Here is a 13142-nt window from a genome sequence, read left to right on the forward strand (position 1 = left end):
GCTACTGACTAGGCTGGATGAACCACAATCACCTCGCCAGACACTTTGCGCTGTGCTATTTTTTGCTGCCACTCGGCGGGGCCAGTGGTATGCACGGAACTGCCGCGGCTATCAACCGCAACCGTTACCGGCATATCTTGCACGGTAAACTCGTAAATGGCTTCCATGCCTAAATCAGCAAATGCCAATACTTCAGCTTTTTTGATGGCTTTGCTAACCAAGTAAGCTGCACCACCTACTGCCGTTAAATAAACGGAACGATGCTTGGCAATGGTTGCGATGGTTTCCTCTCCGCGCTCAGCCTTGCCCACCATCCCTAACAGCCCAGTTTGGCTGAGCATGGTTTCTGTAAAGTCATCCATACGCGTCGCTGTGGTTGGGCCGGCTGGCCCTACAGCTTCATGTCCCACTGCATCTACAGGGCCCACGTAATAAATAAAGCGATTGGTAAAATCTATTGGCAGCTTTTCACCATTGTTCAACATGGTCACCATACGCTTGTGCGCAGCATCTCTGCCGGTCAGCAACTTACCGCTTAATAGCAAGGTCTGCCCTGGCTGCCAAGCTTCAATTTCTTGCTGCGTAATCGTATCCAGATTCACCCTTAATGATTGTGTACTTGGCGCCCAATGCACATCTGGCCAGTCATCCAAACTTGGTGCCTCTAGCAGGGCTGGGCCGCTACCATCCAATTCAAAATGCACGTGCCTAGTAGCCGCACAATTAGGGATAATTGCTACCGGCAAGCTGGCTGCATGGGTTGGATAATCCAGTATTTTCACATCTAACACAGTAGTTAAGCCGCCTAAGCCTTGCGCACCGATGCCTAGATTATTGACCTTTTCATAGATCTCCAGCCTTAATGCGTCAATTTTATTTTGTGCACCATTGGCTTTAAGCTCATGCATATCGATAGGCGCCATCAGTGATTCTTTCGCCAACAGCATGGCTTTCTCAGCGGTACCGCCAATACCAATACCCAACATACCGGGTGGACACCAGCCAGCGCCCATGGTGGGCACCACCTCTAATATCCAATCAACAATGCTGTCGTTTGGGTTAAGCATGGCTAGTTTTGCTTTATTTTCACTACCGCCGCCCTTAGCCGCAATGCTCACTTCAACCTTATCCCCAACCACTAGCTCCACATGCACCACAGCCGGGGTGTTGTCTTTAGTATTGGCACGCTTACCGGCCGGGTCGCTCACAATCGAGGCGCGCAGTTTATTTTCTGGCAACAAATAAGCGCGATGCACTCCTTCGTTCACCATTTGCGCTAATGAAAGTTCAGCGTCAAAACGTACATTCATCCCCACTTTAACAAAAGCCACCACAATGCCTGTATCCTGACACAGAGGGCGCTTACCCTCAGCACACATGCGCGAGTTAGTCAAAATCTGTGCAATTGCATCTTTTGCGGCAGGAGATTCCTCCTGCGCATAAGCGGCAGCTAATGCATGGATAAAATCAGCGGGGTGGTAATAAGAAATATATTGCAAAGCATCTGCAATGCTCGCAATAAAGTCCTCTTGTTTAATCGTAGTCATCGTGTTGATTTTGCTGTAGCAATGGTTGAGTTGATATCTTTACGTAAGATTTTACCATTCTTAGTGCGTGGAAAATCTTTTGCCAGATAAACCGTTTTTGGCGATTTATAAGCCGCCAGGTGTTGCTTACCAAAATGCAATAAATCGTCCGGTGTGATGCTAGCCTCTGGTTTCAAGATCACATAAATCACCACCAGTAGCTTATCTTTCTCGATTTCTTCACCGATGGCAGCGCAATCTGCCACGTCGGGATGGCCTTTGTACACACGCTCAATTTCATAGGGTGAAACGCGGTAGCCAAAACTTTTAATAATGTCGTCTTTGCGTCCTAAAAACCAGATGTAGCCATCAGCGTCATATTTTGCATAATCTCCGGTAAAAAAGTAGCCATCATGCTTGTACTTGGCAGTTTCCTCATCCAGATTCCAGTAACGTAAAAACAAGCCAGGGTCTGTATCCGTGACGCAAATCATGCCCTCTTCACCTGCAGCCACAGGCTCCCGTGTATCTGGGTTAAGTAGCTGAATCTGATGCCCAGGCTGTGGAAACCCTGCTGAACCAGCACGAATAGGACGGTACTTGCTTTGTGACAAGTAGTATGAAAATTCACTCATGCCAACCGCTTCATAGATATCCAAACCAAAACGCGCACGCCACTGGGTTAACACCTCATCTGACAAGTGCTCACCAGCACTCATATAGTGGCGCATGCTAGGCAACTGCTCTTTGGCTGTCGTGGTTTTTTGTAGAATTTGGCGGTAAATGGTAGGTACACCGATAAAAATAGTCGCTTGGTGCTTTTGAATTAAATCCAGCCACTTTTGCGCATCATTTTTACCTTCATGCACAATCACGGTTTTACCTAAATACAGCGGATCCATCAAACCGGTACCTAGCACATAGGTCCAGTTAAACTTACCTGAGTGCATGATTCTATCTTGTGCCTGCTCACTATAATTAAACCAATACTGGGCTGCGGGTTGCCTTCCCAGTAAGGCACGGTGCGCATGCAGCACACCCTTAGGATAACCAGTGGTGCCCGAGGTGTAAACCAAATAAGCGGGATCTTCCGCCTTGGTGCGCGGCATTGCATCCACCGCTTTCACATTAGCGATTGTTTGCTGTAAATCATGCACCGCTAATTTGCCGGCTGTCGGCATTTGTGTCAGCTGTGTCAGTAGCACATGTCTCAGGTTAGGTGTATTGCCCAACGCGCCTTCCAGCTGCGATTGCATCCCTGTCCAAGCCGCAGCATCGGTCACCAATACGGTAGCGCCCGAATCTTTTGCCAAATAAGCAACTTCTTCTGCGGTAAGCAAGGTAGATGTGGGGACGGATATTGCCCCCATTTTCATCGCGCCTAAGAACGCGATTGGGTAATCCAAACTATTAGGCAGGCGAATTAGCACGCGATCACCGACTTTAACACCAATATCACGCAATATTTGCGCAAATAAATCAGTTTTAAGTGCCAAATCTGCAAAAGTGATGGTAGAGGTACCTAATGCATCATCCTCAACAATCATCGCAATTTCATTTGCTTGCGCCGTACCTAAATGACGGTCTGAGCAGGCTACACCAATATTAAAATACTCTGGAATTTGCCAATCCCACTTTGGAAAGTCAGTCAACATTATAAAAGTACTCCATATGGCCAGTTTTCTCGCACAACCTGTGCAGGTAGTAGTTGTAAGACATGTAAAGCAAATTCCATATCACTGGATTTCAGCGCGCGTAATGCATGCGCCCTTAATAATGTTTGTAAAGCTTTACCAAACATTGGCGGATCCAACATCTCGCCTTCAAACTTAATAGCACCACCCAGCAAAGCATCTGCCTCAATTGCCGCTTTCAAAATACAGACTTTTTGTGCAATTTCGGTTGGGGATGGCGTGTACGCAGTTTTACAAAGGTGAATATGCCCCGGGTGTATCACTTGCTTGCCAGTTAAGCCCATAGCTGCCTCTTTACAAGCATGCTTGTAAACCACGCGCGACTCATTATCACCATGCAAATCAAGCCAGCGGCGCACATCATGCGGCTCAAGATACTTTTCCGGCATAGGACTGGCGCCGATTAACGTTTCTACGCCACCAATCACCCCCTTACCGGCGATGCGCGCTTCAAACATCAATGTGTTCATGTAGAACTGCAGCTCTTCAATCCAGTTTTCAGGCGTAATCTGAATACCCATCGCCTTTGAGAAGTCATGAATACCAAACACCACATGTTTAACCGTGCTGTACTGCATTAAATCTGGGGCTATTTTTAACGACTTAGGATGCTCAATAATAGGCTGTATCGTAATGTGTGGATTGACGCTCAACAGGAAGCTCGAAAGATCTCGCACCTCGGCGGCGCCATACGCTTCGCCAGCCTTGGCCAGCATCACCACATCAATATAGTCGCCCATGTCGCGCACTAATTGCATATCCTGCTCATACTCATCAGTTCTAAATGAGTTAGCGCGGATAGCAACCGTAACGCGCTCATTGGTTTTGCGCAGCAATGGCAGCTCTTTGCGCAACAGATCGCGGCTCATGGCCTTTTGTCGGCAACCATCTTCCAAGTCAAAAATGAGAGTGTGTGCCTGCGTAAAATGCGCATGTTTTTTCATACGCGCCGCCGCCTGATCCATGTCTTCATAAATACCCAGACTAGGCGCATATTTCACCGGCGGATAATACAACTGGATGCCAGGCCAATAGTCGCCCAGCGCTTTGGCGTCAAAAGTGATCGGCTCTTCACCTATATGCATCATCATCTTATTCAGCCTCCTGTATTTTGCTTGACTCGGGTTTATTTAATCGGGCAGTTTTAATTTTATAAATCATTGCGTTTCTTGCACTTTCTTGCGCGCCAAGCGCTTTACCCATAGTGCTGGTATTATTAATCAGCATCCAAAACTCATTGTCTGGCAAGGCGAGTAGCGCATCAAACACTTGCAGTTCTTCTAGGGTCAGTGCATCGTAGTGATGTTGCACAAAATCTTGCAGCACAATATCAAGCTCCAACAGCCCTCTTCTGCAGCGCCATGCGAAGCGTCTTTGTTCTGCATCTCTTAGATTTTCTGCATTCATCATCACGCACCTCAAATCGCCTTAATGGACACCGTTTTTTTGGTTGCTTTCGCCTCTTTTGCCCGCTCGATTTTTAAATCTTTAATGTTGGCAATCGCCGCATTCGGGTTAAGCTTTTTCGGGCAAACATCCACGCAGTTCATAATATTGTGGCAACGATACAAGCGGTATGGGTCTTCCAGGTTCTCCAAGCGCTCTGCTTCTGCCTGATCGCGCGAATCGACAATAAAGCGGTAAGCCTGCATCAAGCCGGACGGTCCTACAAACTTGTCAGGATTCCACCAGAAACTAGGACACGCTGTAGTACAGGCACCGCACATAATGCATTCATACAAACCATCTAGTTTTGCGCGGTCTTCAGGGCTCTGCAAACGTTCGGTTTCAGGCAACGGATCGTCGTTAATCAAATAAGGTTTTACTGAGTTGTAATGCTCAAAAAACTGCGTCATATCAACAACCAGGTCGCGTATCACTGGCAAACCAGGCATCGGCCTAAGCACCACAGGCTGCTCAAGCTCAGATAATTTAGTAGTACAGGCAAGGCCATTTTTACCATTGATGTTCATGGCATCACTACCACACACACCCTCACGGCATGACTTACGCAAAGACAAAGTGTCATCGTGCTGTTTGATACGAATCAGTGCATCCAGCAACATTTGGTCACCCTCTTGCAGTTCAATCTCATAGTCTTGCATGTAAGGCTTTTTATCCGTGTCCGGGTTGTATCTATAAATAGAAAATTTCATATCAATAAACCCTCGCTTTAGGTATAAATGGCTCTACAGTTAATGGTTGCAAACGTACAGGCTTATAAAGTAGCTGATGGTCTTGCTTATAGTAAAGTGAGTGCGATAACCAATTTTCATCATCGCGCTCGGAGAAGTCTTCGCGTGCATGTGCGCCGCGGCTTTCTTTACGGTTGTTGGCTGCATGCATCGTTGCCACCGCCACTTCTATCAGGTTGTCCAACTCCAAGGCTTCGATACGCGCAGTATTAAACACTTGGCTCTTATCTTTAATTTCAATGCGCTTAACACGTTCGGCAATCTCATTGATTTTAGCCACGCCATTTTGTAGCAGATCAGGAAATCTAAACACGCCACAATGCGTTTGCATGGCACTACGCATAGCAGCACCAACTTCAGCCACACTTTCACCGTTGGTTTGCTGGTTGAGGCGCTTAACCCTTGCCAATGTTTTGTCAGCAGCATCACTAGGCAATGGCTTATGGGCTTGGTTTAAAGCAATCTGCTTCACCATTTGATCACCGGCAACTTTACCAAACACGACTAAATCCAATAATGAATTAGAGCCTAAGCGATTTGCGCCATGCACTGAAACACAAGCACACTCACCGACGGCGTACAAGCCGTTCACAACCTTCTCGCCGCCATCTACTGGCTCAACTACTTGCCCATCTAAATTGGTAGGAATACCGCCCATCATATAATGCGCTGTCGGCACAATCGGTATCGGATCAACCACTGGGTCAACATTGGCAAAAGTTTTAGCAATTTCACGAATACCCGGCAGGCGTTTATTAATCAACTCCTCACCCAGATGGTCGAGTTTCAAATACACAGCATCTTTATTTTTGCCAACACCGCGACCAGCTTTAATTTCCGTGGCAATTGAACGCGAAATCACATCGCGGCTTGCTAGATCTTTAGCATTGGGCGCATAGCGCTCCATAAATCGCTCGCCTTCAGAGTTCACCAAGTAGCCACCTTCACCGCGCACACCCTCAGTAATCAGCACGCCAGCGTGCAGCACACCAGTCGGATGGAATTGCCAGAACTCCATATCCTGTAATGGCAAGCCGGCGCGTATCGCCATACCCAGCCCATCACCGGTATTAATAAAGGCATTGGTACTGGCTTGGAATATACGCCCAGCGCCGCCAGTAGCTAACAACGTTGTTTTAGCCTGCAACAAATGGATATCGCCAGTTTCAATTTCCAAGGCAATCACGCCCAGCACATCACCATCAGCGTCGCGAATTAAGTCCAGTGCAAACCATTCGACAAAAAACTGCGTATTTGCCCGGATGTTGCGCTGATACAAAGTATGCAGCATGGCATGACCGGTTCTATCTGCCACAGCACAAGTGCGCGAAATAGGCTTTTCACCAAAATTCTGCGTCATTCCGCCAAATGGGCGCTGAAATATTTTGCCATTTTCCAGACGGTCAAACGGCATACCAAAATGCTCAAGCTCAATAATCGCTTTTGCGGCGTTTTTACACATAAACTCAATTGCATCCTGATCACCTAAATAATCAGAGCCTTTAATCGTGTCGTACATATGCCAAAGCCAGTTATCTCCAGACACGTTGCCCAAAGCAGCGGCCACGCCACCCTGTGCCGCTACCGTATGTGAGCGCGTAGGAAAAACCTTAGACAGCACAGCAACTTTGACACCTGCTTCGGCCAACTGCAATGAAGCACGTAAACCTGCGCCGCCACCGCCGACAATCACTGCATCAAACTGATGATTTTGTATATTCATATGAGACTTAAAGCTTCCATAAAATAATGCATACCCAGCACAGGTAAGCAATCAACAATATATCCACCGTCACTTGCAAAACCGCGCGCAACCTCAGGTTAAACACATAATCTTTAAATACATCCCGCACACCAAGCCAAGCATGCGTAAACAAACTGGCAAAAAACACTAGGGATAACATGCGCCACCACCAAGGTGACATTAAATCCAACCATGACGCATAATCATGTGGCTGCTTGATTGCTAACATGATTAGCATCAGCATTAAGTAAATCACCATCATCACTGCCGAAATACGCTGCGTTAGCCATAAACGCATGCCCGGATATTTTTTTGTTAGTAGTTCTATCAACATAGCGGTGATTGTTACCAAATATAATAAGCAAAACCAAGCATGGAACAGGCGCCTAGTACCAACACAATGCGACTGGAGAATCTGGCTTTATTCAGCGTAGTCATCCAGTGCACGTCTTGCCCCAAATGCCTTAACCCTGCATACAAGTGGTGAAAAAACGGCCAGGAAAAACCAATTAAAAGCAGCTTTAGTGTCCAGTGTCGGAACATCGCACCCAACCTATCAAAGCTTGACTCGCTACTAAGTGAAGTTTGCAGCGCCCAAATCAATGCTGGAATCAATAAAAATAGCACCATGCCACTCATGCGATGCAAAATCGACACCACAGCATTGATAGGCAGGCGAATCGTAAATAAATTAAGATTCTTAGGTCGATTGCGGATTAGAGTTTTCTTAGCCACTACGCTGCCTCAGCTACTGCTTTTGATACTCGCGCTAACAGGCGCGGATCAAACGGTTTAGGAATAATATAATCTTTGCCAAAAGCAAGTGATTGCAGATTGTAAGCAGCTAACACCTCGGCAGGCACAGGCTCGCGGGCAAGCTCACTTAATGCGTGTGCCGCGGCAATTTTCATCGCTTCCGTGATTTGCTTAGCCTTAGCATCCAACGCCCCTCTAAACAAATAGGGGAAACACAGCGCATTATTGACCTGATTAGGAAAATCACTTCGGCCCGTTGCCATCAATACATCACCTCGTATGGCATGCGCCACGCTCGGTAGCACTTCGGGGTCTGGGTTTGCCAAAGCAAAAATAATCGGGTTAACAGCCATATCTTTGATTAAATTAGCATCAAGTGCATTTTTAGCGGAAACACCAATAAACACATCCGCACCTTGCATAGCATCTGCCAGCGTTTTGACTGCGCTAGGGGCAACCGCTAGCTCTCGATTGTTATCATGCAGGTCTGGTCGACTAGTGTCTAAAACGCCAGTTCTATCCACCATCGTAATATGCTTAGCGCCCATGCTTTTCAGCAGTTTGGCACAGGAACAGCCGGCGGCACCCGCTCCTAGAAATACGATTTTTGCCGCCTCGATCACTTTACCCTGCAGGGTCAACGCGTTGAGCAGCGCAGCAGCTACGATTACGGCCGTGCCATGTTGGTCATCATGAAACACTGGGATATCCAAGCGTTTTTTCAGCTCATTTTCTATATAAAAACAGTGTGGCGCCGCAATGTCTTCTAAATTAATGCCACCAAACGTTGGGGAAATATTCACCACGGTTTCAATAAACTCATCCGGTGTTTTTGCATTCACCTCAATATCAAACACGTCGATGCCTGCAAAACGCTTAAACAATACAGCTTTGCCTTCCATTACAGGCTTACTCGCCAACGCACCCATATTGCCTAAACCCAGTACCGCGGTACCATCGGTAATGACCGCAACTAAATTACCCTTATTGGTATATCGGTAGGCATTACTTGCATCTGCATGAATTTCACGCACTGGCTCCGCAACACCCGGCGTATAAGCAAGCGACAAATCATCTTGAGTAGTACAAGATTTAGACGACTCCACACTCAACTTACCTGGCTTAGGAAATTGGTGGTAATCCAATGCGCGTTTTCTTAGGTCATCCATTTTTTGCCTTTTTACAACTCACCGTTGTCTACTAAATTTACATTATCAACATGTGTTAAAAATCTGCAGTGACTAAAAAAACGAGCGTAGACAGTACGACATGCGACACCTAACAACGCCAATGCAGACTTTTAAAAAAATTTACTCAAGCTCACTCATATAATGATGATCATCCGTCAAACACAATCCCAGACGCCATTCCATTGGCTTATCACCATAGGTAAATGAAACGCGCTCTATACTGAGTAAGGGGTAACCTTCTTTTAAACCTAATGCTTTTGCCACCTCTTGATTAGCAGCAACTGCTTTAAGGCGCTCTTCCGCACGAATCATGCGCACACCAAACTGGGACTCATACATGCTGTACATAGAGCCATTGCACTCTTCTACCTTATTGCTATTAAGCCCCTTAAACGGCACAGCAGGCACAATCAAGTGATCGTAAATCAATGGCCGCCCTGAGAAAGTGAGCAAGCGTTTCACCTCTATGGTCGCCGCCCCCGCTTTAATCTCTAATATTTTGGCAATATAGGCATCTGCTTTTGATTTCACACATGAAATCAACTCGTTCTGCAGCAACTCTTTTTTACCATCAATAGCAGTCAACCTTAAGAACCTAAGCTTAGTTACCTCTTCACTATGCGTTGCAACAAAAGTGCCCTTACCTTGCCTGCGAATTAGAATATTCTCGGCAGACAGACTATCAATTGCCTTACGCACCGTGCCTTGGCTCACCTTGTAACGCGCGGCCAACTCCACTTCACTAGGAATCACATCACCCGGCTTCCACTCCCCGCCAATCAAACCCTGCGTGATTAATACTTTAATCTGGTCATATAAAGGTCTATAGCTTGGTGAACTCAATTGCTTATCCATAATTTCACAACCTATGTATTTTAGTTAACAGCAACATGCTTAATTTCCATGATTGAATTTATATCACGCCAAATAAAATTAGTCTAGCATTTTATATCTTATATAAGACATAAGATAAATGTTGACACTTATTTAATTTCATCTATATAATCAAATCAACATTTTTATAAAGTCATATTGATTATGGAACATCTCATCCGTCCAAGGCGCTCCGTGCTATATGTACCGGGCTGTAATCAACATTATCTTGATCGCGCACGCACATTGGCAGCAGACTCTGTGATATTGGATTTGGGCGACCCTATCCTGATCGATGCCAAAGAACAATCCAGGGCTAATGTAGTAGCTGCAATCAAACAAGGTGGCTATGGCTCTAGAGAAGTAGTCGTGCGTGTCAATAATCTTGACTCGATCTGGGGTCATGACGACATTCGTGCGGTAGCGAATATCGGTGCCGATGCAATCCTGTTTCCCAACATTGAGTCACGCGAGGATGTACTAAAAGCACAGCAACTGCTGGATGACGCTGGCGGACATAATGTACCGATGATGGTGATGATTGAAAGCCCGATTGCCGTGCTTAACGCCAAGGAAATTGCCGCTGCATCTGACCGCGTAATCTGCATAGTAATGGCTACTTCAGACCTTATCTCACAGCTGCATGCACACGTTACTCATGAGCGCGTGGCAATTTTGACCTCATTATCGTTGGTGATTTTAGCTGCACGCGCTTACGGAAAAGCCGTGATTGACGGCATTACCAGCGACTTTAAAAACATGCACTCTTTTGAATACGCATGCCGAATTGGCCGCGACATGGGCATGGACGGAAAGTCGTTGGTACACCCAGCGCAAATTGCTTATTGCAATGATGCATACACACCAAAAGCGACAGAAGTCGCCAACGCAAGACTCATCATTACAGCGCTAAAAGAAGCTAACGAGGCGGGCCGCGGCACTGTGGTCGTTAACGACAAGTTAGTAGAACATCACCACATTAAAGCGGCACAACGCTTAATTAAGCTACATGAAGCAATTACCGAGCTTGAAGAAGAATACATATAAATGGCGACCACTATGCAATCAAACAAAACATCATCAGGCCGTTTTTTTGAACACTTCACACTCAATGAAGTGATTAATCACGCCACACCACGCACCATTACCGCAGGCGATGTCGCGCTGTATATCGCATTAACGGGCAGCCGCAATCCATTGCATTGCAGCGAGCCTTTTGCACAAAGCGTGGGCTACCAATCTGCCCCGATAGATGATCTACTGACGTTTCATATCGCATTTGGCAAAACCGTGCCTGATATTTCGGTAAACGCAGTGGCAAACTTAGGTTATGCAGATGTTCGCTTCTTACAGCCCGTATCTGTAGGCGATACTTTAAGCACATCCAGCCAAGTAATTGGGCTCAAACAAAACTCCAACGGTAAAAACGGCGTAGTTTATGTACGTTCCACCTCTGTTAATCAGCATAATCAGCCAGTTTTAAGCTGGGTGCGCTGGGTGATGGTACATAAAAATGACGCCAATGCGCCAGCACCTGAAACGACAATACCTGAATTGCCAGCATTTGTTGCAGCTGATCAATTAAGCATTCCAGCATATCTAACGACTGGCAACTTTGACCAACAAGCAACAGGTGGCCAATTCTACTGGGAAGACTACCAAACAGGCGAGCGCATCAATCACGCGGCAGGCTTGACTATCAACCAGAGCGACCACTCACTGGCTACCCGTCTTTATCAAAATAATGCGCGCTTACATTTTGATGCACACTTAATGCAAAGCTCAACTTTCGGCAAACGTCTGGTATATGGCGGAATCGTGATTTCGGCATGCCGCGCATTGAGCTACGAAGGCCTGGAAAATGCAATCAGCATTGCGGCAATTAATGCAGGCACCCACGCCAACCCAAGCTTTGCCGGCGACACTATCTATACTTTTACTGAAGTACTGGATCGCTGGGAACTACCTAACAGAAACGATTTAGGCGCACTCAGACTACGCATGGTCGGCATCAAAAATATGAATCCTGCCGATTTAGCAGAAACCAAGCAATTTAACAGTTACCACCCCAATGTAGTACTTGATCTTGATTACACCGTACTCATGCCTCGCAAAGGAAACAAATAATGGCTGTGTCTTATAAAAAACACCCGAATGAAGCACTATTTGGCGGAGAAAAACCATTTCCGCTGATTCCGGCCTGCGAGCATTTTGCTGGCAGCGAGAAGCTCATTCTAAAAGCACTATCACTACAAGATTGCATAGGTGCGGTATTTGATATCACTTGCGACTGTGAAGACGGTGCTGCTGCCGGGCAAGAGCGCGAACACGCAGAGATGATTGTGCGTGTATTAAATTCAGACGCTAACAAATACAAAATGGCAGGTGCGCGCATCCATGACTATACCCACCACGCATGGAAATTAGATATCGACATCTTAGTGGCTGGTGCAGGTAAGGTGCTGACTTACATTACCATTCCTAAATGTACCAGTATCGATCAAGCACGTGAAATGATTGAGTACGTTCAGGTTGTGGCTAAAGAGAACCATATCAACCGAGTGATACCTATCCATATACTGATTGAAACCCATGGCGCCCTCAAGCAAGTACATGAAATCGCAGCACTGCCTTGGCTGCAAGTATTAGATTTCGGCCTAATGGACTTTGTGAGCGCGCATCACGGCGCCATCCCAGCCAGCGCAATGCGTAGCCCGGGCCAGTTCGAGCATCGCTTATTAGCACGTGCAAAATCAGAAGTAGTCGCAGCAGCACTCGCCAATGGCGTAGTTCCTGCACATAACGTGACGCTGGATTTAAAAAATGTAGAAACCACATTGAGCGATGCCAGCCGTGCACATAATGAGTTTGGCTTTATGCGTATGTGGAGCATTTACCCGACACAAATTCAGGCCATTGTGGACGCAATGAAACCTAACTTTGATGAAGTGATTGATGCAGCCAATATCCTGCTTGCCGCACAGCAGGCCGATTGGGGCCCAATTCAATACGCTGGTGAATTACATGACCGCGCAACATACAGATACTTCTGGGAAGTGCTGCAAAAAGCCAGATTAACCAAGGTTGAGATTCCAGCAGCAGCGGTTGAAGCATTCTTTTAACGAAACTGAGCCTCTTAAACATCGACGAAGCAGCTATCAGCA

The 13142-nt window shown here is 46.5% G+C and carries 13 protein-coding genes; 3 read left to right on the forward strand and 10 right to left on the reverse strand.

The features are described from left to right. Positions 1-8: 8 nt before the first annotated feature. The 10 genes from C3Y98_RS12085 to C3Y98_RS12130 all read right to left on the reverse strand — a co-directional run bounded on the left by C3Y98_RS12085 (position 9) and on the right by C3Y98_RS12130 (position 9960). Complete coding sequence (locus C3Y98_RS12085; protein ID WP_135278856.1) at positions 9-1547, reverse strand: fumarate hydratase; 1539 nt, start codon at positions 1545-1547, stop codon at positions 9-11. Further along, positions 1544-3181 carry an acetate--CoA ligase gene (locus C3Y98_RS12090; RefSeq protein WP_135278858.1) on the reverse strand — a complete coding sequence of 546 codons (1638 nt, stop codon included), beginning with the start codon at positions 3179-3181 and terminating at the stop codon, positions 1544-1546. Before C3Y98_RS12090 ends, C3Y98_RS12085 begins: the two co-directional genes overlap by 4 nt. Beyond that, positions 3181-4311, reverse strand: coding sequence for an HpcH/HpaI aldolase/citrate lyase family protein (locus tag C3Y98_RS12095; protein WP_135278860.1), 1131 nt, complete (start codon positions 4309-4311; stop codon positions 3181-3183). The genes C3Y98_RS12090 and C3Y98_RS12095 overlap by 1 nt, the downstream gene beginning before the upstream one ends. Position 4312: 1 nt before the next feature. Next, entirely contained in the window at positions 4313-4630 is a 318-nt protein-coding gene (locus C3Y98_RS12100) for an FAD assembly factor SdhE (protein WP_135278861.1), read from the reverse strand. An 8-nt stretch (positions 4631-4638) separates the two neighbouring features. Then, positions 4639-5376 carry a succinate dehydrogenase iron-sulfur subunit gene (locus C3Y98_RS12105; RefSeq protein ID WP_135278863.1) on the reverse strand — a complete coding sequence of 246 codons (738 nt, stop codon included), beginning with the start codon at positions 5374-5376 and terminating at the stop codon, positions 4639-4641. 1 nt (position 5377) lies between these two features. Then, complete coding sequence (gene sdhA, locus C3Y98_RS12110) at positions 5378-7138, reverse strand: succinate dehydrogenase flavoprotein subunit (RefSeq protein WP_135278865.1); 1761 nt, start codon at positions 7136-7138, stop codon at positions 5378-5380. 7 nt (positions 7139-7145) lie between these two features. Beyond that, a complete protein-coding gene (sdhD, locus tag C3Y98_RS12115; protein WP_135278866.1) occupies positions 7146-7493 on the reverse strand; it encodes a succinate dehydrogenase, hydrophobic membrane anchor protein in 348 nt (115 codons plus the stop codon). Between the two features lie 11 nt (positions 7494-7504). Further along, the gene (sdhC, locus tag C3Y98_RS12120) at positions 7505-7894 is read right to left on the reverse strand and encodes a succinate dehydrogenase, cytochrome b556 subunit (RefSeq protein ID WP_135278868.1); all 390 of its coding nucleotides are present in this window, start codon (positions 7892-7894) and stop codon (positions 7505-7507) included. Further along, entirely contained in the window at positions 7894-9084 is a 1191-nt protein-coding gene (locus C3Y98_RS12125; RefSeq protein ID WP_135278870.1) for a malic enzyme-like NAD(P)-binding protein, read from the reverse strand. Before C3Y98_RS12125 ends, sdhC begins: the two co-directional genes overlap by 1 nt. 141 nt (positions 9085-9225) lie before the next feature. Beyond that, a complete protein-coding gene (locus C3Y98_RS12130; RefSeq protein WP_135278872.1) occupies positions 9226-9960 on the reverse strand; it encodes a GntR family transcriptional regulator in 735 nt (244 codons plus the stop codon). A gap of 183 nt (positions 9961-10143) precedes the next feature. Here C3Y98_RS12130 and C3Y98_RS12135 point away from each other — a divergent pair, with 183 nt between their 5' ends. From C3Y98_RS12135 to C3Y98_RS12145, 3 genes are read left to right on the forward strand one after another with little or no spacing between them, the layout of a single operon-like run. Then, a complete protein-coding gene (locus C3Y98_RS12135; protein WP_135278874.1) occupies positions 10144-11025 on the forward strand; it encodes an HpcH/HpaI aldolase/citrate lyase family protein in 882 nt (293 codons plus the stop codon). Positions 11026-11037: 12 nt separating this feature from the next. Beyond that, positions 11038-12105: a MaoC family dehydratase gene (locus tag C3Y98_RS12140; RefSeq protein ID WP_135278875.1), complete on the forward strand. Its 1068-nt coding sequence runs from the start codon at positions 11038-11040 to the stop codon at positions 12103-12105. Further along, positions 12105-13100, forward strand: a complete 996-nt coding sequence (locus tag C3Y98_RS12145) for an HpcH/HpaI aldolase/citrate lyase family protein (RefSeq protein WP_135278877.1) — start codon at positions 12105-12107, stop codon at positions 13098-13100. Before C3Y98_RS12140 ends, C3Y98_RS12145 begins: the two co-directional genes overlap by 1 nt. Positions 13101-13142: the final 42 nt, after the last annotated feature.

This window comes from Methylotenera oryzisoli, from assembly GCF_004661485.1.
GTDB classification, from domain to species: Bacteria; Pseudomonadota; Gammaproteobacteria; order Burkholderiales; family Methylophilaceae; genus Methylotenera; species Methylotenera oryzisoli.